Source organism: Novipirellula caenicola, assembly GCF_039545035.1.
Lineage (GTDB): Bacteria > Planctomycetota > Planctomycetia > Pirellulales > Pirellulaceae > Novipirellula > Novipirellula caenicola.
Genome location: NZ_BAABRO010000001.1, coordinates 20,223 through 42,340 on the forward strand (window position 1 = coordinate 20,223; position 22,118 = coordinate 42,340).

17 protein-coding genes and 1 other RNA gene are annotated in these 22,118 nt (G+C 56.2%); 8 read left to right on the forward strand and 10 right to left on the reverse strand.

All coding sequences use genetic code 11. The features are described 5' to 3' along the window. Window positions 1-66: 66 nt before the first annotated feature. Genes ABEA92_RS00065 through ABEA92_RS00075 form a run of 3 tightly spaced genes read right to left on the reverse strand, consistent with a single transcriptional unit; the run spans window position 67 to window position 5,056 of the window. Entirely contained in the window at window positions 67-3,213 is a 3,147-nt protein-coding gene (locus ABEA92_RS00065; protein WP_345681622.1) for an efflux RND transporter permease subunit, read from the reverse strand. Continuing rightward, window positions 3,210-4,454, reverse strand: a complete 1,245-nt coding sequence (locus ABEA92_RS00070) for an efflux RND transporter periplasmic adaptor subunit (protein WP_345681623.1) — start codon at window positions 4,452-4,454, stop codon at window positions 3,210-3,212. The genes ABEA92_RS00065 and ABEA92_RS00070 overlap by 4 nt, the downstream gene beginning before the upstream one ends. After that, complete coding sequence (locus ABEA92_RS00075) at window positions 4,451-5,056, reverse strand: TetR/AcrR family transcriptional regulator (protein ID WP_345681624.1); 606 nt, start codon at window positions 5,054-5,056, stop codon at window positions 4,451-4,453. The genes ABEA92_RS00070 and ABEA92_RS00075 overlap by 4 nt, the downstream gene beginning before the upstream one ends. A 298-nt stretch (window positions 5,057-5,354) precedes the next feature. Here ABEA92_RS00075 and ABEA92_RS00080 point away from each other — a divergent pair, with 298 nt between their 5' ends. The 3 genes from ABEA92_RS00080 to ABEA92_RS00090 all read left to right on the forward strand — a co-directional run bounded on the left by ABEA92_RS00080 (window position 5,355) and on the right by ABEA92_RS00090 (window position 7,285). Beyond that, window positions 5,355-6,587 (forward strand): DUF1559 family PulG-like putative transporter, encoded by a 1,233-nt coding sequence (locus ABEA92_RS00080; RefSeq protein WP_345681625.1) that lies wholly within the window; start codon window positions 5,355-5,357, stop codon window positions 6,585-6,587. A 113-nt stretch (window positions 6,588-6,700) separates the two neighbouring features. Continuing rightward, on the forward strand, window positions 6,701-6,883 hold the full coding sequence (locus ABEA92_RS00085) for a hypothetical protein (protein WP_345681627.1): 183 nt from the start codon (window positions 6,701-6,703) through the stop codon (window positions 6,881-6,883). A gap of 153 nt (window positions 6,884-7,036) precedes the next feature. Next, window positions 7,037-7,285: a hypothetical protein gene (locus tag ABEA92_RS00090; RefSeq protein ID WP_345681628.1), complete on the forward strand. Its 249-nt coding sequence runs from the start codon at window positions 7,037-7,039 to the stop codon at window positions 7,283-7,285. Window positions 7,286-7,450: 165 nt separating this feature from the next. Here ABEA92_RS00090 and ABEA92_RS00095 read toward each other — a convergent pair whose 3' ends face one another. Continuing rightward, window positions 7,451-9,691 carry a serine/threonine protein kinase gene (locus ABEA92_RS00095; RefSeq protein ID WP_345681629.1) on the reverse strand — a complete coding sequence of 747 codons (2,241 nt, stop codon included), beginning with the start codon at window positions 9,689-9,691 and terminating at the stop codon, window positions 7,451-7,453. A gap of 173 nt (window positions 9,692-9,864) precedes the next feature. After that, complete coding sequence (locus ABEA92_RS00100; protein WP_345681630.1) at window positions 9,865-10,710, reverse strand: sugar phosphate isomerase/epimerase family protein; 846 nt, start codon at window positions 10,708-10,710, stop codon at window positions 9,865-9,867. Window positions 10,711-10,951: 241 nt separating this feature from the next. Between ABEA92_RS00100 and ABEA92_RS00105 the strand changes: the two genes are divergently transcribed. Next, the gene (locus ABEA92_RS00105; protein ID WP_345681631.1) at window positions 10,952-11,551 is read left to right on the forward strand and encodes a DUF2141 domain-containing protein; all 600 of its coding nucleotides are present in this window, start codon (window positions 10,952-10,954) and stop codon (window positions 11,549-11,551) included. 73 nt (window positions 11,552-11,624) lie between these two features. Here ABEA92_RS00105 and ABEA92_RS00110 read toward each other — a convergent pair whose 3' ends face one another. Together ABEA92_RS00110 and ABEA92_RS00115 are read right to left on the reverse strand one after the other, a co-directional pair. Further along, window positions 11,625-12,992 (reverse strand): EF-hand domain-containing protein, encoded by a 1,368-nt coding sequence (locus ABEA92_RS00110; protein ID WP_345681633.1) that lies wholly within the window; start codon window positions 12,990-12,992, stop codon window positions 11,625-11,627. 61 nt (window positions 12,993-13,053) lie between these two features. Beyond that, window positions 13,054-13,770, reverse strand: coding sequence for a hypothetical protein (locus tag ABEA92_RS00115; RefSeq protein ID WP_345681635.1), 717 nt, complete (start codon window positions 13,768-13,770; stop codon window positions 13,054-13,056). A 388-nt stretch (window positions 13,771-14,158) separates the two neighbouring features. Between ABEA92_RS00115 and ABEA92_RS00120 the strand changes: the two genes are divergently transcribed. The 3 genes from ABEA92_RS00120 (at window position 14,159) to rfbB (ending at window position 17,538) form a co-directional block, all read left to right on the forward strand. Next, window positions 14,159-15,433, forward strand: a complete 1,275-nt coding sequence (locus ABEA92_RS00120; protein WP_345681637.1) for a prolipoprotein diacylglyceryl transferase — start codon at window positions 14,159-14,161, stop codon at window positions 15,431-15,433. Window positions 15,434-15,517: 84 nt separating this feature from the next. Next, window positions 15,518-16,249 carry a methyltransferase domain-containing protein gene (locus ABEA92_RS00125; protein WP_345681639.1) on the forward strand — a complete coding sequence of 244 codons (732 nt, stop codon included), beginning with the start codon at window positions 15,518-15,520 and terminating at the stop codon, window positions 16,247-16,249. Window positions 16,250-16,482: 233 nt separating this feature from the next. Further along, window positions 16,483-17,538 carry a dTDP-glucose 4,6-dehydratase gene (gene rfbB, locus ABEA92_RS00130; protein ID WP_345681641.1) on the forward strand — a complete coding sequence of 352 codons (1,056 nt, stop codon included), beginning with the start codon at window positions 16,483-16,485 and terminating at the stop codon, window positions 17,536-17,538. A 144-nt stretch (window positions 17,539-17,682) separates the two neighbouring features. Here rfbB and rnpB read toward each other — a convergent pair. Beyond that, window positions 17,683-18,121, reverse strand: an RNA gene (rnpB, locus tag ABEA92_RS00135) — RNase P RNA component class A. A gap of 183 nt (window positions 18,122-18,304) precedes the next feature. Here rnpB and ABEA92_RS00140 point away from each other — a divergent pair. Continuing rightward, a complete protein-coding gene (locus ABEA92_RS00140; protein WP_345681644.1) occupies window positions 18,305-19,603 on the forward strand; it encodes a MerR family transcriptional regulator in 1,299 nt (432 codons plus the stop codon). A gap of 169 nt (window positions 19,604-19,772) precedes the next feature. Here ABEA92_RS00140 and ABEA92_RS00145 read toward each other — a convergent pair whose 3' ends face one another. Together ABEA92_RS00145 and ABEA92_RS00150 are read right to left on the reverse strand one after the other, a co-directional pair. Beyond that, complete coding sequence (locus ABEA92_RS00145) at window positions 19,773-21,275, reverse strand: protein kinase domain-containing protein (RefSeq protein WP_345681647.1); 1,503 nt, start codon at window positions 21,273-21,275, stop codon at window positions 19,773-19,775. A gap of 459 nt (window positions 21,276-21,734) precedes the next feature. Beyond that, window positions 21,735-22,097: a hypothetical protein gene (locus ABEA92_RS00150; RefSeq protein WP_345681650.1), complete on the reverse strand. Its 363-nt coding sequence runs from the start codon at window positions 22,095-22,097 to the stop codon at window positions 21,735-21,737. Between the last annotated feature and the right edge of the window lie 21 nt (window positions 22,098-22,118).

Here is a 22,118-nt window from a genome sequence, read left to right on the forward strand (position 1 = left end):
TAGGAAGTCCATCGTACGACTAAAACAACAAGCCGCCCGCGACTTCCGCTACCGGAAACGGTGTTGCTAGGCGAGATTTGGGGTGGGTTGCTTCTTTTCGCCCGACAGGTCCTTCGAGAACCCTTCACGCAACGAGACCGGCTCAACCGTATGCATTTGATCTTGATCATCATGACGATGTTGGGCGGCAAGCAGCAGATAGAGCGCGGGCACCACAAACAGCGTGAAGATGGTGCCGATTGCCATCCCTGCCACCAACACGATACCGATGCTGTTTCGCGCCTCGGCCCCGGCCCCCGTGACAAACACCAAGGGCAAGTGCCCGAGCATCGTGGCGGCGGAGGTCATCAGCACTGGACGTAACCGCGTTTGCGCTGCTTCAATGATCGCCGCACGTTTTTGCACGCCTGATTCTTGCAACGAATTGGCAAATTCGACAATCAAGATACCGTTCTTCGCCACCAATCCCACCAACGTAATCAGCCCCACCTGCGAATAGATGTTAATGGTCGTTAGATCCAAACAGGTCAGGGTCAGTACGCCCGTCATCGCCAATGGGACCGATCCAAGCAGCACGATCAGCGGGTCGCGAAACGATTTAAATTGAGCGGCAAGCACCAAGTAGATCAGCACCAATGCGAAGCCCAAGGTGACCGCCAACGACGCACCTTCGCGGCGAATTTGCCGTGATTCGCCCGAGTAATCCAATGTCGCCGAGGAACCGACGACATCGCTAGCGATCGCTTCCAAAGTAGAAAGCCCCTGTTCCTTGGTCACACCCGGGAACACGGCGGCAAAGATTTTTACGGCACTTTGCTGCTGAAATCGATTCAGCGTTCGCGGAGCGGTTTCGGGTTGGACCGATGCAAACGTCGACACCGGAATCAATTGCCCGGAAGGACCGCGAATCTTCAAATCCAAAAGTGAGCCGGTCGATTGACGATCCGCCGCTTCAAGCTGAGGAATCACTCGATACGATCGATTGAAATAGTTGAACCGGTTGACGTAACCGCCGCCCAACAACACCCCCAATTCGCGACCAACGCCGGCTTGGTCGAGCCCGAGATCAGCCAAACGCTCGCGGTCGACAACCACTCGCGCCTGTGGCAGGTCGACTTTTAAATCGGTATCGACGAACATAAACAAGTTTGCTTCGCGGCCACGACGCACAATTTCTTCGGCCAGTTCACGTTGACGCTCGACTGGCAGATCACTTTTCAGCACAAGCTCGACGTCATAATTTCCCGCACCGGGAAGGGGTGGCACAAGGACTGGAAACGCTTCCAAACCAGGGTTTTGCGACGCGATGCCAAACACTTGTGGCAAGATTTCTTGCGTGCTGCGGGTGCGCTCGTCCCAATCCTTGGTGATCACGCCGCCAAAACCGCCTCCCGCGGTGACCACGGCCCACATGTATTCGGATTCTTCGATCGCCTGAAAACCACTCGCCAGCTGGCCTGCCCAACGCGTCGTCGATCGCAGCGTTGAATCGGGCGCGGCGGCCAACATCACCGCGATCGCTCCTTCGTCTTCGACCGGCGCCAATTCCTTGGCCGAGAACAGGTACAGCGGAAACGCGGCCGCGGCGGCAAGCAGCGTGGCCAGGGCAATCGACCAACGCAATTCCAATACCCACGACAACACGCTGGCGTAGCGTCGACGAACGGCCGCGAAAATTCGATTGACCAGCCTGGTCATACGGCCTTCGCGTCCGTCGACCGGTAACAAATACGCACTCATGATTGGTGACAGTGTGACCGCAACGACGCCCGAAACCACCACGGCGGCGGCCAGCGTAAAGGCGAACTCGCGGAACAGCATGCCCGTCAACCCGCCTTGAAAACCGATGGGGGCATAGACGGTCGCAAGCGTGATCGTCATCGCTAAAATCGGCCCCACCAACTCACGCGCTCCGACCAACGCCGCCTGGATTTTGCCATGGCCGTCCTGCAGGTGACGCTGCACATTCTCGACCACCACAATCGCATCGTCGACGACCAATCCGACCGCCAACACGATCGCAAGCAGCGTCAAAAGATTTAGCGAAAAACCGAGCAGGTACATCACGATCGCGGCGCCAATCAACGACACCGGCATCGCCACTAGCGGGACCAACGCCGAACGAACCGATCCCATGAATAGAAAGACGACAAAACCAACGATCACGATCGTCTCGGTCAGCGTTTTGGAAATTTCTGAAAGCGATCGCCGCATGAACTTGGTGCCGTCGTAGGCTAGTTGCATGTCAATGTGGGCGGGAAGCTCCGGTTCCAATTCAGTCATCGCTTCATGCAATCGCGTGGCCACTTCGATCTCGTTGCTGCCCGGTAGCGGCCACACGCTGACGTAGATCGCTTCGCGACCGCGATACATCGCAGTCGCTGTTGGCTCTTCGCTGCCGAGTTCCACGCGTGCGATGTCGGACAACCGGATGATCGTCCCCGGTCCGTCGGCCGACGCGGGCGCCTGCCACACGATTAGCTCACCAAACTCTTCGACGCTCCGCAAATCGGTGTTGGTCAGCAGGTCGATTTGGACGGTGTCGCTTTTGACTTGCCCGATCGCCGCCAAGAAATTGTTTCGTTGCAGCGCTGAATAGACGTCACCGGGGGTCAAGTTCAATTCGCTCAACCGCTCGGGTGAGATCCAAATCCGCATCGCCGGTGTTTGTCCCGCTTCGATCCCAACTTTCTGGACCCCCGGCAGAATCGACAAACGAGGCTGGACGTTGCGAGTCAAATAGTCGGTGAGTGCCGGCAAATTGAATCGGTCCGACGTGAAGCTCAAATAGAACGATGCGTAGGGGCGGTCGGCGCGAATCAATTCGATCGTCGGCGGCTCGGCTTCGGCAGGCAATTCACTACGCACTTGCTGCAGCCTAGCATTGACCTCGGCCAACGCCTTGGTCGAATCGTGGTTCAAATTCAAACGCACCGTGACCGTACTGATCCCAGCAATGCTGCTCGATTCGACGTAGTCGATCCCCGCGACCGATGAAACAGCGCGTTCGATCGGCGTGGTCAAAAATCCGCGGACCGTTTCAGCACTGGCACCGAAATAAACGGTCGTGACCGTAATCGAAGTGCTTTCGAGTTTAGGGAATTGCTGGATCGGCAACGACGTGGCGCAACGCACGCCGACCAGCACCAAGATCAAGTTGACAACAATCGCAAGCACTGGATGGCGAATGAATAAATCGGTGATCGCTTTCAATTGCTTGCTCCCGCATTGCCCACCAAGCTGGTGTTTTCATCCAGGCCCGTGTTTTCGTTCAGGTCCGTGTTTTCGTTCAGGTCCGTGTTTTCGTTCAAACGCGTTTTTTTGATCGAGGCGGTGGTGGTGACCGCGTTCACATCGGCCACCAACGCGCCGTCATGGACTTTGAACGATCCGTCGGCCACCACGACTTCCCCCGCGTTGACGCCCGAGACCACGCGAACATTGGGATCCTCGCTGCCAGCGACGACCACGTCACGCGATTCGGCTCGCATTTGCCCCTCACGCTCACTCACGACGTAGACCAACGTTCCGCTCGGCCCGCGACGAATCGCCGTCGCCGGGATCAGATTTGCGGGAATCGGCGGCCCATAGGGAACGGTCACTTGAACCGAATCGTTGGGCTGTAATATCGCCGGTGGGTTTTCCAATCGGGCACGGGCGGTCACCGAACGCGAGATCGCGTTGGCGGAAGCGTCTAGCGCGACGATCGTTGCCGGCAAGGGCAACCCCGACGCACCGACTCGCAAATGAACCTGATCGCCAATCTGCACGGCGTCGGCGACGTGGGATGGCATCGCGAAGTCCACGTTCAAGTAGTCGGCGATCCCTTCGAGCGTGGTGATTTCGGTACCGGCAACCAAGTATTCCCCCATGTGCAAATCGAACAGCCCGACGCGGGCTCGAAACGGCGCACGAAGTGTTTTTTTGTCGATGCGAACCCGCAATTCATCGATCATCGCTTCGGCGCGAGTCAGTTCGGCCTCGGCAACATCCAGTTCCGATTCGCTGTTCGCATTGGCTTGGTTCAATCGACGCGCCCGCTGCAAAGCGGAATCGGCCAACTTGCGTGATGCTTCGGCACTTTTCAATTCGGCTTGTTCGCTGCGGTCGTCCAACTGGATCAGCACGGCATCCTTTTCGACTTCGCCGCCCGGCTGCATCAACACATTGACGACCGCGCCGGCCAATTCGTTTCGCACGGTAATCGATTCAGGCGCCAACATGTTGCCGATCACAACCGAGGTTTGGCGAAACGTCGTCGGTTTGGCGGTCGCGACGGTGACCGCGACCGGCATTTCCGGTGGCGGTGGAGCCGACATTGCCGCTTGGATTTGTCGGCCTTTCGCATAAGCGATCCCGGCCAGCAGGGCGAGCACCCCGACCAGTACGCCAATCGATCCGACCGCCGTTTTCAATCCACGACCGCGAGAACGTTTTACAGGCACTTGATTCATATTGGTTTGTTCGTATCCGAATGGGGCTTCGTCTTGATGGCTATTTCGCTGGCAATCAACTGATTTAACTTTTTGCGGATTCGTTTAACACGAGGAATCATGGTTTCGTTGGTCGCGATGACCGATCGCAGCCAGATGCCATCAATTGTAACCACAATCAAATCGGCAAGTTCGCCCGACAGCCCATCGCTTCGCATCAACTGAAACAGCGTCTGATGGACCTCGTCGACCAACGATTTGCAACCGCCTCCTTGGATCAACGCCACCATCACCGCAGGACAATCGTTGTGGGCGTCAGGTTCACTTTCGGCCGGGTCTCCGAGAAACAGATCCAACACGGCGGCGGCCCGTTTTCCCTTGCCGGGAACATGCGGCGCGGCGGTCTGTTGGACCAAATCCAAGTAATCGCGAACGGATTGCTGCAAAAACGCGGCGACCAACGCTTCCTTGTTCGGGAAGTGATGCATCAATCCGCCTTTGCTGATCCCGGCCTTGCGACAAACCGCCGACAGGGTCACTGCAGGCAGCCCGCCGTAGAGGATCAACTGCATCACGGCATCGAGAATCCGGGTGGTCGTTTCGGGCGGTTTGGCGTCGGTCATCGCCACATCATACCGACCGGTCGGTCTGTTCGCAACGCGACTAGGTGTCGAGTTACCGCGTGTCCGAACCTTGCTGGCAAACTAGGAAAGCTGCGTCCGCTATAGGACTAATGTGACACACATATTTCGCATTTTTTAAAAGATTCCTGAGTATTCCCCACAACAAAGCCTTTACTTTGCCACACAAGAGGGAGATAAAGTAACTGTCTATTCCTTTGCGAACCCGTAATGTCACCAACGGGCCCCTTCGCTCGTTTATGAAGTTCGCGTGTTTCTTTTCTACTCGTTAGGTTCTGATATGTCTCAAAAAACGATTCCTCTTCAAAAATCCAAACACGGTTTCACGCTGGTGGAACTGCTCGTGGTTATCGCAATCATTGGTGTTCTGGTCGGACTTTTACTTCCGGCCGTCCAAGCCGCCCGGGAAGCCGCCCGCCGGATGAGCTGCAGCAACAACTTCAAGCAGCTTGGCTTGGCCATTCACAACTACCATTCCGCGTACAAACAGATTCCGACGCAAGGCACTGGAACCCAGCCGGATCCGCCGGAGGGTTGGTTCCGTACGAGCACCCAAGGGAACCGTATCCGGTTGAGCATGTTGGTCCCCGCGTTGCCGTTCATCGAACAGCAAGCGCTTTGGGAGCAAATCTCGAATCCAAATGCAAGCCGAACCGATGGCAACACTTCCGCGGCGGTGGGAACCCCAACAGCGCCTTGGCCGGCGATGGGACCAACGCCTGACCAGATTCAATACATCCCATGGGCAACCGAGATCACCGCGTTTCGCTGTCCTAGCGACCCTGGGTTTGGGCTTCCTGCGTTAGGCCGAACCAATTACGCCGCCTGTGTCGGCGATTCGTCGTGGCAGGTTTACTACGGACCGTACAACAACAACCGTAGTAAAATTACTGCCGGGAGAAGCAAGATGGCGAGAGCGTCGCACCGAGGCTTCTTCAAACCGCTGCAGCCCACTTCATTCCGCGATTGTTTGGACGGCTTGTCCAACACGATTGCGATGGGCGAAATCATGACCGACCTGGGTGACAACAGCAATCGAACTCAGGTGACTGAAAATGGCAAGAACAAGAGCGCCCCTGGCGTTTCGCTTGGCGGCATCCGTAACAACCCATCGAAATGTTTACCACTGATTGACCCTGAGCGTCCCCGTTTTTGGCTGGCCACCTACAAAATGGTTTCACGTGCCGCGTTTGGTCGTGGCTACCGCTGGGCAGACCAAGGACCATTGTTCAGTGGTTGCATGACGATCCTGCCGCCAAACCGCGAGATCTGTGGCCCTTACAACACGTTGGGAACCTCACTGATCGCAACCATGTCCAGCAACCATCAAGGCGGCTGCCATGTCTTGATGGGTGATGGTGCGGTCAAGTTTGTCACCGATTCGATCGAAGCCGGCGATTCAACCGCGCGTTCAATCACCAACGGCTACAACCCCGGTGCCGAGAGCCCGTATGGATTGTGGGGCGCGTTGGGCACGCGAGCCGCCAAAGAAACGATCGATGGTGAGTTCTAAAGGCCTCCGGCAAACTTTTCGCCCATTGGATCGGTTCTCTAACGTTCCAATGGGCGCCCTTTGATCATCAAGCTCCCCCAGCCCCCTTTGTAATTTACAGCGAGATTTATTGAATGAAGACTCTATCGATTGCCCTTTTTCTGTTCTTTGGCTCGGTCATGTGTGGATGCGACGACGCGACCAATCGAACCGTTACCGAAGATGCCGATGCGAAAGCAATCGCCGACTACGAAGCCGCACTCGCCGCGGCGACGGCCGATGTCTCGGATGAAGAAATGACCGAAGAAGAAGAATAACATCGTCGCTAGGCGGCGAATCTTTCTGATTCGCCATCTGCGAGTTGACGTGCTGAGTTCATCGCCGACGGTGGCCTGCAAATTAGAACCAGATTCTAAATTGCAGGCCCCTTCGGCGTTTTTTTTTGACTTGGCAATCTCATGATCCCACGCATGCGGCAGCGAATAAACGCGTCGACAAACCCGGCCGCGTGCGTGCTGCAACAAGTGGGACTGCGATGCCAAAGCGAGGGCGTTTTAGGATCCGCTTTGAAACAACTTCGTCATTTCAAAATGTTTCCCGAACGACATGAACCCTCCGGTGGCTTTAGAGCCGTGCCGCTAAAGCTTTACTGGAATGAGCGTAGCTCGACCAGCTTCAAAGGTAGTGGACAAGGCTACGCGTCCGAGCGTTGGATGTAGTGGACGAGGCTACGAGTCCGAGCGATGGATGTAGTGGACGAGGCTACGAGTCCGAGCGACTTGTTGGCGCGGCGGGACTCGTTGCCTCGTCCACTACAGAGAAGACACTTCACCCGCGTGATTGGTAACAAAGACCGAATGACGAAGTTGTTTCCGAACTGTACCTTAGGATGGATCGTCGGGTTCGTTGGCCAGTTGTGTTAGATCCAACGTGGCTTCCACGGCGGCGGAAGCGTTTGTGGAGACGTCACTGCGACTGGTAGCGCCGGAGCTTCGTTCGTGGCGTCCCCACCATCGGTCGCCGTCTTCCATTGTCCAGCGTTTCGCTTCTTTGCAACGCAACAGCAATTGTGCGAGATCACGCGCCGTCTGCGGTCGCTTGGCCCGCGACTTTTCAAGACAGCTCAAAATTGCATCTTCCAGATCACTCGAAACATGGGTGTTGCCGCGGTTCGATGGAGGCACTGGTGCTTCGTCGATATGTTTTTGACACAATTCCGTTAACCCGTCCGCCGCGAAGACGGGTTCTCCGGTCAGCAGAAAATAGGCGACCGCGCCGACGGCGTAGATATCGGTGCGAGCATCGACCGACAGCGGCGCTTGGATTGCTTCGGGGGACATGTAAAGCGGCGTCCCGGTCAGCGTCCCCCTACCTTGCATCGCGACCGGCGTTTGCGGTTCCATTGCTTTGACCAAACCGAAATCGAGCACTTTGACCACGTCGGGTTCACAGCCGCGGCGGTTCAACATCACGTTGGCGGGTTTGATGTCGCGATGCACCAGGCCTTTAGAATGCGCCTCGTAAAGCGAGTTGCAGATTTGCAGCAGAATGTGAATCACACGCGATTCGGGCTGGGGACCATATTTGCGAACGAGTTCTTGCAAATCGATGCCATCAAGGTATTCCATCGCATAATAAAACACCCCTTCGGGCGTGCGACCATAGTCGTAGATCGCAATCGTATTGAAATGATTCAATTGGCAAGTGATCTGGACTTCGCGTTCAAAATGTTTGATTGAGTTTTCATCGATACGATCGGCATGCAATAGCTTGATCGCGGTGGGCCGCCGCATCATTGAATGCCGACCTTTGTAGACGACCCCCATGCCTCCTTCGCCAAGTTTGCCTTCGAGGGTGTACTGGCCTAATTGCTGCGCTTCGATCACCGCCGCACGGGCTTGCCGTTGCAGGCGAGCGACCACGACCATGAAAACGAAGATTGCGATCGCGCTAAGGATCAACAGCAGGTAGATCAATAGAAACGTTCGCTGCAAAATCACCAAAGGTCGGAACGCTTGGGCCGCTTCGACCTCGGTGGTCACGCCGATTCCATATTTTGGCATCCAAGTCCAAGCGCCGATCACGGTCACCCCGCGATAGTCACGGTAACCATCAACGTCGATTCCGGAGCCTCCGGCGAGTGCCTCTGCTGCATTTTTGGTCAGCGGCAACTGCGATCGCCGCACCTCTGGACGATCGCCTTGCGTCATATCGACACCGGGGTCACGCACCATCAATTCAAGCATCGATCGAGACTGCGGGCGATCAGGCAACAAGCCGAGCAGAATCAATTGCTCATCAAACCGACTGTTCGAGATCATTAGGCCTTCGGAATCAAAGGCATAGGTTTCGCCCGACGATCCAACTTGGCCGAGTTGCAGGATTTGAGTGAATTCGCGGTCGGGCCGAATCTGCATTCCCAACACGCCGATGATTTGGAACGACGTGTCGCGGATCGGGGCGCAGACGTACATCGTGGGAACCCCCATGCGATTGCGTCCGTCGTCACTTTTCAGCATCACCACGCTGGGAAAGGGGGGCGAGACAATCGTATCGCCATCAAGCGCGCGGTCCAAGAACGATTCGTACTCGGGGATGTCTTGTTCGCCAATCAAGGCCGCATGCGACGAGGACACGATGCGTTTCGATTTGTCGGCGACGATGAATCCAACGTAGTCATGCGCCGCCATCGCGGCCGCCAATTCGGTGGCCAATTGCGAATGCAAATCCTTTGCGCTACCGCCACTCGGCGACGAGTTCGTGACCGCACCAGGCTGCAGAATCTGGTAGACCGTTTGCCGGACTTGAGCGTCGTTTGCCAACGATTCGGCGGTCGATTCTTGGACCGCGAACCATTTTTTGAGCATCTCGGTTTCCAGCGTCACCAATGACTGAAGCCCCGAACTGACGTTGGCTTTGATCGTGGTTTCGATCGCGTGCCGGACGCCGAAACCGATCACCGACAGGATCAGCACGGCGATGATGGGCCAAATCCAAAGCTTTTCTTTTAGGAACACGCCGGTTCGCGTCACCGTGTTCGAAATGCTTCGCGAGGCCCACGTCATGTGAGCCTGCGGCGCGGTCGATGGACGGGTCGAGCGTCGAAACAGATTGAGCGGATTCATAGAAGCATGCTAGGCACGGCGTCGGCGTCACATGGCGACTCAAGCGAGTCGCCATGCGAATAGGTTTCAGAAGCCTCTAGCGTAATCAAAAATCTTTTGGTCGCTTGAGGTTTGGTCGCTCGAGGAAGGACGAGGTGGGCAACCAACCACACAGTGCCAGGCGAGATCAGCGGTCAATCAAGCAATTCACCCTTCAACTTATTGAGCAGCTCGATGGCGTGGCTGATCTCTTGCTTTTGGCGTTCGGGGTCTTGGGGGATTTCGCGTTCGATGGTCAGCGGGCCGGTGTAGCCGATCTCTTTCAGCGTTTGCAGGTACTTGCGAATGTCGACGGCACCCTCACCCAGCGGAACTTCGGCTCCCCAGGTTTTTCCAGGTTGGTCGCTCCAAGTGGCATCCTTGCAGTGGATACTGCGAACATGCTTGGCCACCTTTTTCAACGCATCGATCGGTTCACCGCTGCCGTAGAGAATCATGTTGGCAGGGTCGAAATTGATCTTTAGGTTTTCGCGTTTGACTTGCTGAATAAATTCGAGCAACCCTTCGGCTGTTTCCTGGCCGGTTTCCAGATGCAGGTATTGATGGTTGTCGCTGCAATGGTCGCACAGTTTTCGGGTAACCTCGACGATTTCGGCATAGCCTTCGTCGCTGGAATCCTCGGGCACAAACCCCAAATGCAATGCGACGGTATCGCAACCGAGTTGCTTGGCAAAGTCCGAGATTTCGCACATTTCTTGCAGGCGACTTTGCCGCGTTTCAGCGGGCACCAGACCGATGGTTTTGACGACGGTTGGAATGTCTGCGTAGCTTTCGCCCTCGAAACCACCGAAGATTGCGGTACAGCGGACACCGAGTTCGCCCAGCTGGGCTCGTAGCGACTCGGCCGTTTCCGCGGTCCGATTGTCTCGATGGGGGGCATGCAATTGAATCGTGGGAACTTTCAATTCCGAGATCACGTTCCAACCGACTCCGAGTCCCGCATCGACTGAAGCGAACACACCGATGGGCCAAGTTTCCATGATTGAATCTCTATAGCAAAAAGGACGTAAGTGGTGATAGCACAGCCTAATGCGTTGCCGCGGCGAAAACAATCATATGCGTCGATTGCGGCTTTGGCTGCCTGAATCCGCCGATCCAATTGCTGCTGCCCCCAAACGCAAAATCACGATAGAATGGTAAACAGAATCGGGCCCGGATCACCTCTCGTTTCGCGGATGGCTCGCCGCACACTTTCTCTTCCCATCGTAGTAGCCAAGCGACATGCAGAACCAAGACGACGCGAACATGACGGATTCGCTCAACACTCGCGAGCAACAAAGCTTGTGGGCCCAAAATCACGGCAATGTGCTGATGATGTTTTTGGCGGGATTGATCGTATTGGGTTCGGCGATCTTGCTGTATCGGCAATCGCGGTTCGTCGCGCCGCGGTTCCCACAAACGTCGCTGATCGGTGATGCCAACTTGCTGAACCAAGCGTCCGGTGAGGGGTACTCGCAAGCAAACGGTTTTGTCTCGCTGATCGTCACCGGAGCAGACCAAGAAGAGGGGAACTTGATCGTGGCCGTCTATGATTCGGCGGAATCATTTGCGAATCGAGCAAATCCGCTGATGACCGAGCAAACGACGCTTCGTAGCGGAACGGCAGAGTTGCAGTTGCCGCTTGGGGATATCGGCTCGGAGATCGCCATCGTCGCGTTCGAAGACGCCAATGCAAACGGGGAATTTGATCCCAAGTCGGGAGAGCGAATCGGGTTCTCAGGGTCACTCGAGCGTAGCGAGATGGACGCGGACGATGCGTTTGCAAAAGCGATGTTGCAGCGCCCTTTTGCGACCGAAGCCTTGATGATCGAGCTGCGTTAAGACCACCGCGTTGTGCAAACACGCTTGCGACGGTTGCCGGCACGCGGCACCAAGGGCCGGTGGCCAATATCGTCTACTTCGATCGTGATTGCATCCACGACGCGTACTCGATGACCGTCACACGGCCGTCGCGATTTCCGTCTGCAGCAGCGGGACTCATCAACATCGTCGACCATTCGGACGCGGTCAACGCTTGATCCTTGTTCTTGTCGTAGCGTGAAATAATTCGCTCGGCATACTTGATCAATTTCTCGTCTGGTTTGGCTCCCGATACGCTCGCTGATGATGTCGAGGACGATGCCGAAGCAGAACCCGAAGAGCTCGAGGAACTCGTCGATGCGGTTTGAGTCGATGTGTGCGTGCCCATCTCGACCGCTTGCCGCGCCTCTTCAAGCGTGATGATGCCATCGCCATTCAGATCAGAGCGAAAAAATTCAGCGACCTTTTCGTCGGACCATTCGCTGGCGAATTCCGCCATTTCGACTTGCCCATCCCCGTTTGCGTCTTTGTCGGCAAAGAATCCAGGCGTGCCTTCGGGCAGCGAACCAGTGGAAACGATGCGATACGATTTGCGTCCATTGTAATAATCAACGTCTTCGACCGTTTTTTTGCGGTCTTGGTCACGTCGACGGCTTTCTTCGCGTCGCCGCTCGGCTTCGTTCACTTCGCTGACTTCGCGTCGTCGTGCGTAGCGAACTGCCAATTCGTCTGCGGAAAGCCGGCCATCGCGGTTACGGTCGAAATCGAGGGGATCGCCACCAAAACGTCCGCGTGCCAATTCTTCTTTGCTGAGGTAACCATCGCGATTGCGATCGTACTCGCGCATTCGCTCGGCGGCTTCCTGTTTGTCTTTATCGCTGATTGCCACCGACATCATTTCAGAAGCGGCACCAAAACCGAGCAGTGGCACCGGATCGATTTCGACACCGAATCCAGGAACCAACAATTCTGCGGTCCAAGCTTCCTCGCTGCTATTGCGGCTGCTGCCTCGGTCGCGATCGCGATCACGGTCTCCGCCACCCCCTTCGCGTTCTTCACGCATCCGCTCGAACGCTTTGGTGATTTTGTCCAAAGGAACGGGTCTGCCGGGAACGACGCTGCTGTCGCTCTGCTGAACCCGACTGATGATAAATTGGGCTGGTCCCTGTTGCTCATCCGGATCGAGCACCCCGTTTCCGTTGGTATCCAAACGCTGCAACATCGATGCGGGATCAAAACCACCGCGGCCGCCCCCGGGAGGCCCACCTCGGCCTCGGTCACCGCCGCCACGGTCACCCCCGCCGCGATCACCACGATCCCCACCGCCACGGTCGCCGCGATCGCCACGGTCCCCTCCACCTCGGCCCCGATCGGGACCTTGGCCCAGCGCCGGCGCGGATAGCCCGGCAGCGGATGCTAGCGAAATACAGAAAACGGCGGCGATATTGCGTGTAGTACTCATGCTTGATTGAACCGCGACGACAAGAAAAGGTTTCGCTGCGGATATTGTAATCAAACGTGGTTTATTCGCCGGAATCGCTCAGCGGGACTTCGCTGTACAGCGCCAACATGCCACCGATCTCATCGATTTGTTCACGATCCTGCTGGCTGAGCGTTGAAATATACGTATGGCTCGATCGGAAGCGGTCGACTTGGATGCCGCGTCGGATTGTCAACGTGGTTTCGGTGGGGATTTTTCCGTCCGAGGCGATCCGCTGCGAGAGCGTCATACGGGCAAACGGAGGCAGCCCACGTCGATGCACCAAGTTCAACCGCGAGGCCAAATCGACGAATTGGCCGTATTGAACCGCCATTTCGGCGTCACTGGGGGTTTTCGTGCTCGTTTCATAGCGTGCATCGCCATACGAAATCGAATATTTCGCCCCATCCACTTCGGGGATTGCGGCCACCCCGATGCGTTGTTGCTGTTCGCTGGTTTCGGCCGCCGCGCGTGCTTGGGCGGTGATTCGCACCAAATCTTCGGTATTGATCGTCGTTCGCGTCTTTTCCACGCGATCAAGCAAAATCACTCGCTTTCGATCGGGATCGTAGACCGTGACATAGCGGTCTTGAATTTCAGCCAAATCGTAGGTCAGATTGCCAGCAAACAGAATCAAGTGTTTTGCCGCGGGCTTTGAACTGGCATTTTCGTAGATTTCCGTGGTGACACGAAAATCGCCCGAGTAGCCGACGCCCCCTGTTGAAACGGCCAATACCATCGTTGCAAGCCAAATTGCCATTCGGTGACGGTGCTTGTGCATGGGAAGCATGACATTCTCGGGTACGATAACTAAAACGTCGAACAAGAAAACTGAAACGCCAACCCGATACATCGATTGAGGTTTCTGAGGATTCTGAGGCATCCACCTGGACGCTTTCACCGTCGACAGCGTAGAAAATACGCCGACGACACGTCCAGACCAACCCAAAACCTCACCGTCAACGATTGAGCCGCGGTCCAATAGCAGAAGACATGCCGGCCAAGCGACCCGAAAAACAGACGAGGGAAACGAGGGGACACGAATCCCGAGACGTCACGACATTGACGACGATTCGTGCCGCTCCCTTGGCTCCTTTCGATTTTCCGGCGTGTGATTTATGCCCTCTTAAAAGTAAAGGCGATGGCCCATGCGGCGCACCCTGCTTCTGATCCCACACGAAATCGCCGGATTGCCCATCTTTGGGTTTGGTTGGGCATTGATCCTGTTGGCGTTGGCCCTCGTAATTCGCGCCGTGATGATCCAACGTCGCGGAGGTTCGGTCGGCAGTTTTATTGCGACCGAAGGTTTGATGTGGGGACTGTTTGCGGCCGCCGTCGCGTTTATCCTGCCCAGCGTCGAACTCAAAAACGTCGATGGCGAACCCGTCGGCATGGCGATCCGCGGCTACGGGGTGATGCTGCTGTTGGGGGTGTTGTCGGCCGTCGGATTGGCGATGATCCGCGCGAAACGACGTGGGATCAATCCTGACGTGATTCTGAACATGGCACCATGGGTCTTTATCGGCGGCATTGGCGGCGCCCGATTGTTTTACGTGGTTCAGTATCACGACCACTTTATCGGCGACTCGCTGGTCGAAACGGTGCGACGAATGTTGACGTTCACGGAAGGCGGATTGGTCGTTTACGGATCGTTCATCGGCGGCTTTTTGGCGGGCAGCTTCTACATCGTGCGTCATCACTTGCCGTTGCTGAAATTAGGCGACGCGATCGTGCCTTGTATGTTCCTTGGTTTGTTTTTCGGCCGCATCGGCTGTTTGATGAACGGTTGTTGCTATGGCGGTCAATGCGAAGATTATTGGGCCGCACTTCACTTCCCGCCTGGCAGCCCGGTCTATCAAGACCAAGCACTGCAGGGCGATCTGATTGGACTGCGTTTTGATCCGACATCGGGTGAGGTGTCCGAAGTTGCCAGCGACAGTCTGGCTGAGTTTGCGGGGATCAAAGTGGGCAGCGTTGTCGAACAGATCCGTTTGGACGACCGTTATCAAGCTGGTTTTTCAAAAGACCTGCCACGCGAACAATCGCCTCGCGGCGTGGTCGCCATGATCGATGGAAAGATCTATCGCTGGACGCCTCAGCAGCTTCCGCAGCGGGCCATACCGGTACAACCGGCCCAACTGATTAGCAGCGTGTCAGGATTGAGTGTTTGTTTGCTGCTGTGCGCGTTGTCGTTGGTGTTGCGGCGAGACGGAGCGATCATGTTGCTAGGGTTCGCGGCCTACGCGGTGCTGCGGTTTGTGCTGGAAATGATCCGCGTGGACGAGCAGGGACAATTTGGCACCGACCTTTCGATTTCTCAGTGGGTCAGCATCGGCGTCCTAATATGCACGACTGTGGCGGCAGTTTGGCTGTATCGCCGCAATCCGAGTGATGCAGGGCATTCGGTCGCCGAACCGACCTGATCCGCGTTCATTGTGTCCTGACCCCGTAAAAATGGTATCCTTGTTTTGATAGGTCCCTCGCACGGATGAAGGTAATGGCGAGAAATGAGTTTCGATCGAGTACGCGAACCGGTATGGATTGACGATCCATCGATCGACGCAGCTGAATTTCAGCGGGTGCGGATGGACGAGTTACGGTTGAACCAACTGACTCGGGTGGCTGATGCGTTGTACCCGCTGATCACGCGATACCAATCCAATACGTTGGGGCGTCCATTGACCGTGTTGGATGTCTCGAGCGGCAATGGCGATTTGGCGGTTCGTTGGGCGGTCAAAGCCGCACGCGAACGCCGCGACCTTCGCATCACAACGGTCGACCCCAATCGTCATGCGATCGAAGAACAGCAGCGATTGGCAGATCGTTCGGGGGTCGAAGTACGCAGCATTCAATTGGACTGTTTTCGATCGCCGCTGCCACTCGGTTTTGACGTTGTGATCAGCACCATGCTGATGCACCGATTGGACGACTCACAAGCGTTTCGATTGTTGCAATCGATGCAAGGATCGTGTCAACAAGCGATGATCGTCTGTGATTTCAAACGCAGTCGATTGAATTGTGCACTGGTGAACGTGGCCTCGCGGCTATTGGTCCGTTCCGCCGTTTGCCGACATGACGCGATGGCCCGGATTCATTCATCGTTCAGCGAGCGCGAGATCGCTCGCATCGCCCGCAGTGCCCTTGGCCGCCCCGTTCGCATTCGGCGTTTGCTGCCGTACCACTTTGTATTGGTGGCGGACGAAGCGGTGCAAACCGAAATGGTCCCCGCGTTCGCGTGAGCGCGAGCGTGATTGCGTTGGCTTGAGCGACTTTCGCACTTCGCAGTGTCCCCCAAAACGACCCCGCAACACCGCCCAAGCAGGATCGAATGAGGCGACAAACCATTTTGGCAACGAAATCGGTTAAATTACGGGGAATGTTTGCGATCGCTTTCAAAATTCCCGTGGGCGGATTATCGTTTTAAAAACGTCTCTCTCAGCTTCCGCTCTCCTTTTGCCTGACCGAACTTATCATGAAAATCCTTGTAACCGGCGGATGCGGTTTTATCGGCACGAACTTGGTGCGTCATTTATTGGCGGACACCGATCACGACGTCGTGAACCTGGACAAATTGACGTATGCCGGCAATCCCCATTCGCTTGCCGATGTCGCCGACTCGCCACGCTATTCGTTTGTCCAGGCGGACCTAGCCGATCCCGTCGTGGTTGCAGAGGTGATGCAAACCGTCGCCCCAGATGCCGTGATGCATCTGGCCGCCGAGTCGCACGTCGACCGATCGATCGATGGCCCCTCGGAATTCATTCAAACCAACGTGGTGGGAACGTTCAACCTACTCGACAGCAGTCTGAGACATTACAACCAGTTGCCGGCCGAGCGACGCGAGACGTTCCGGTTCTTGCACGTTTCGACCGACGAAGTCTATGGATCGCTGGGCGATACCGGGATGTTTACCGAGACAACTCGCTACGACCCCCACTCGCCTTATTCGGCAACCAAGGCCGCGTCGGACCATCTGGCGCGTGCCTGGAAAACCACCTACGGGTTGCCCGTGTTGATCACAAACTGCTCGAACAATTACGGCCCGTATCATTTTCCGGAAAAGTTGATTCCGTTGATGATCATCAAGTGTTTGAGTGAAGAACCGCTGCCGGTTTATGGCAAGGGGCTGAACGTACGCGATTGGTTGTACGTCGAGGATCACGCGCGGGCGCTGGTCACCGTGCTGACGCGAGGCACCCCGGGTGAAACCTACAACGTGGGCGGCAATAGTGAGCGCCGCAACATCGACTTGGTCAACGCGATCGTGGGCATCCTGGATGAAATCCGACCTCGTGAGAACGGAAAAAGCTACAGTGATCTGATCACCTACGTCAAAGATCGACCGGGACATGATTTTCGTTATGCGATCGATTCCAGCAAGATTCAAAAGGAATTGGGCTGGAAACCACAGCGAACGCTCGAAGAGCGGTTACGCGAAACGGTCCAGTGGTATCTCGATAACGAATCGTGGTGGCGCGATATCTTAGACGGAAAGTATCAAATGCAGCGATTGGGCGTCGGCGAGTGATCCAATACGCATCCGCCGATGCATCATAGGAATTGGCGGAAGGCAGCCATCGGGTGCCATCGCACTCTCATAGCGGCACAGCGTGGCAATCGCCTGAGCCGCGATAAAAAACGCGAGTTTAGTGCGAATGCCCAAAAAAAAATTGCCGTGAGCGGGTTAGTAAGCCGGGTTCTGTGACGCAAGATTTCGCTTGCGCCGACGACCATTTATCTGTGCACGACGATTGCTCGCCGCCTCAATTGCGACCTACCCGAATGTCGGTAGCGAAACGGATCGCTTCGCGGGCACGAACCTCGAAAGGCTCGCACCACTGCACTCTGTTTGGTCTAGCTCCGGATGGGGTTTACCAAGCCGATCGAGTCACCTCGACCGCTGGTGCGCTCTTACCGCACCGTTTCACCCTTGCCACGCGTCAAAGCCTGGCCGTCGTTAGACGACCGAGTTTGACCGTTCGGCGGTCTGTTCTCTGCTGCACTTTCCCTAGCCTCGCGGCCGGTCGACGTTATCGACCATCCTATCCTGCGGAGCCCGGACTTTCCTCCAGTTTGCCTAAAGGCCCACCAGCGATCGTCTTGCCCACTCACGGCAATCCCACAGAATGATAGATCCACTCGTTCGCGACAAGGTTCGTCTCTAGAGTGTTTGCCAAGTTTGTGGATAATGATCCAAACCACCGATCCAATCGGTCGCCCCATGACAATCGCGGGACGTCCCCGATCGCTCGCCCGCAAAACCAATCGTCCTCGTTTTTCCTGCTCCCCAAGAGATGCCACGCTTGAACGAGCCCATCGACTCTAATGACTTGGCGGAAACTGAATTGGCGGAGACCGCTGGATTGTCCGATGGGGCGGCCGAGAATGAAACGGAATCTGGGGCACTTCGCAATTTGAAGATTGCCTTGGTCGGGCGTTTCGGCAGCATGACGCGTCGCGAAGCCGCCAATCTGCTGCGATCCTATGGCGCGACGATCGTCGAACAGCGATCCGCCGACGTCGATTGGGTGGTGATTGGCGCCGATCAATCCCCCGTGCTTGAATCGGACTTGTTGACCGAGTCCACTCGGCATGCGATCGCTACCGGAACTCGCGAAATCGTGTACGAGTCCGAACTTTGGCAACGGCTCGGGCTGGTAGATTTCAAACAGTCGGCCCAGCGTTACTACACGCCGGCAATGTTGGCCCACTTGCTGGGGATTTCCGTTCGGGTGGTCCGCCGCTGGCAACGGTTGGGATTGATCACGCCAGTCGAAACGATGCACCGCCTGCCCTACTTCGATTTTGCCGAAGTCGCGGTCGCCAAGCGATTGGCCAATTGGATCGCTTCCGGCGAGAGCCCCAAAGCGATCGAACAACGATTGGCACAGTGGGTGGAACTGCTACCCGACATCCACCGGCCACTTGAGCAGCTGTCGATCTTGGTCGAAGGCGAATTGGTGCTGTTACGGCACGGCGAAGGGTTAGTGGAACCGGGAGGGCAGTTGCGTTTCGATTTCGACGCTCTCGATGAAGAGCAAACCGAATCAACCGACGACGACTTTGCGGCGGGGCACGTTTTGTCGATGGTACGCGAAGACGACACGTCGTTCCCGGTCGGCAATCGAGCGCTGGATGATTCGGACGAGTTGCTGATGGCGGCGTATCAAGCCGAAGACGAAGACGATCTGCAGCGAGCGATCGATTTCTATCACGCGATCCTTGCCCGCGATGGCCCTCGCGCGGACATCAATTTCCAGATGGGCGAACTGCTGTACCGGATCGGAGAAACGATTGCGTCACGTGAACGCTACTACAGCGCGATCGAGATCGATCCCGAGTTTGTCGAGGCACGCGCCAGCCTGGGGATCGTGCTGGCAGAAACCGGGCAACCCGAACTTGGCGTGGCCTCGTTCCAAGGTGCCCTGCAGATTTTCGAAGACTACTCGGACGTGCATTATCACCTGGCAAAAACGCTCGATTCGCTCGGGCGAACCGATGAAGCGAATCACCACTGGGCACGTTTCTTGGAACTGTTTCCCGATAGCCCCTGGGCCGACGAAGCACGTTTGCGGCTTGCGGAAACCAAGTAGCGGATCTTGGGAAAGATCCTTGGCGTCCCCGTGAAACGATCTTGGTGGGGATACGTTTGTACGGCCAAGGAAACGGAGGGAGCTTTAGCAAGCTCCACGAAGGGTGTGTTTGGCAGACCGGTGCCTTGTCGGTTACCTTTTTGTAACTGCGGCCGCAGCCGAGTCGAACCTAGTACGTGCCGGCCGGACGTCGATTCACACCTACCAACAATTGGCTAAGCGCTTGACGCAGCTCGCGGACTTTCAGTGGCAACCCCAACATCTTGCGTTTCGGGCCACGCATCGCTGCTTGAATCAAGCTCGTTTGGCGCCGATCAATCAACAAGATACTGGGAATATTGCAAGTGTTCTCATCTTGCGCAAACCGGTTGTACGCGTCCACCGCATCGACTCCCAAGTCGGCCGCACCAAAAATCACGCAATCGGCCGGCTGTTCATCATCGGTGGCAAATCGGGCCAACGCGCGGTTGGGGTCTTGAATGATCAAAACGCGATACCCACGTGCCTTCAACCGGTCACGAATGGCGTTCTGCAGTCCAATCTTTGACTCGACCAACAACACCACGTAACCTTCGCCCTCATTCGACGGAATCTCGTCGTCATCTTGATGCTCTGCCATCGGCTGATGGTAATCATCCGCGACGTTGCCGGTGATCCCACGCTCGAGCATCGTGATCGCCTTGCGTACGTCGACATTCATTTCGGCAGCCGATTGGTATCGCTCGTTGACGTCAAACCGCATCGCTTTTTGCACAATCTGGTTTGCCACCCCAGGAACATCGGGGGCGTAATCCGTCAGCGGCTTGATATCGATGAAACGGTTGATGTTCAAGCGTGCCAAACGGTCACGGGTTTCCGACAATGCGGGTTCGCCAGCAAGCATGTGGTAGAGCATATTACCCGCAAAGAAAACGTCGCTGCGAGGGTCATCCTTGCGAACGCCCGAACCACGCTCAAGCGCCGCGTAGTCGATCGCTCGGGCGTTCGGACAATCGGCGATCTGTTCGGGATTATTGCGATCCGCCAACGCCGCCAATCCAAAGTCAACCAGCTTCGCTTTTCCTTCGGTCGAAATCAACACATTGGACAACTTCAAGTCGCGGTGCGAGATCCCCAGCGACGCGGCGTGCGCAAGAGCCGACGAGATATCGCTGATCAAACTGAGCGATAGATCCGCAGGCAATCTTCCGCGAATCCGCACAAGCTCGCGAAGCGTTTGCCCTTCGACAAACTCCATCACCAGGAAGGGGTTGCGGACATCGGGAATCACATCATAAATGCTGACGATGTTGGGATGCCGCAACTTCAGTCCCATGCGGCCTTCGCGTAGAAATTGCTCGAGTTCCTTCGGCTCGTCACGAAACCGTTTGCGAAGCACTTTGACGGCAAAAATGTTCCCTTCCCGCTCGGCTCGGTAAACACGAGCAAAGGTACCGGCCCCGATCAAGTACTGGACTTTGTAATCACCGTAGAAATAGCCACTTCGGTCCCCCCGCACCAATTTCTCGGTCTGCAGCGTTGAGACGATCCCCGCACTCTGCATCGCGTCAATCATGCTATCGAGCGTGACGTCGCCCGCGCCCAATTCGCTTCGGACACGGTCGACGGCGCGCGGATCCGCCAAACCGTAGTCTTTGATTCGTTGTGCGAACTGATCAGGGGTCAAACTCATACAATTTGATTAAGAATGAGCGAGAAAATGAAGTTACAACGCGAGAGAGGCCTGCGTCTCCAGCCCTTCATATTACACGCAACCGCAAAGAATTCACAGAATGGAGGCTGCAAATTGACCGAGGCACCGCGAGCGATCCCGCACAATATGCCGATTGCAACGACCACGGTACTGCAGGCGGCAGTGCATTGGTCACACACCCGAGGATTCCAATGCGAATCCGGCGACAGGTTCGGGCATGACGATGGTCATTCGCGAAGCAGCCACAACGTGCGTGGTGTTTATTTCAAGCCCGTTTCGATAAATCCGCCAACGATTCTATTCGCTTGCCCGGCGTCGCGGGCTGCACATGGCTGCCGCCATAATAGGGTCGCCGCCTTCACATGGTCGCCAGCTTCCTATGGTCGCTGACTGAACAGCGTGGTTGCCCGACCATCAATGGCAAATCACGCGGCGGCGTTAGTCCTTGATTGCTTCGAGTGCATCGAGCGCAGCTCGGGTTTCGGCGATCCCACCAAACTCGCGGGTCAGATGTTTCAACCGCACTAACAAGGGGAGCGATACCTTTTGTTTGCGGTGGTTCGCCGGTTTCGCCGGAGCAGCCTCGCTCGCCTTCTTGCCACTAGGCCGCCCTGGCTTGCCGACTTCCCCTTGTTGTCGCTTTGAATTCGAGCGAATCGTACTGACGTATTGCGCCGTCACATTGATTCCCTGCTTTTTTAATTCGGCGCTGACTTGAAGCGGCTTCGCATTGGGATGCGCCTTGTAGTAGTCACGAATCGCTTTGGCGCGATTGACGCCGGAAGATTTCTTTTTCGCCATGATGAGAATTCCAGCATGTAA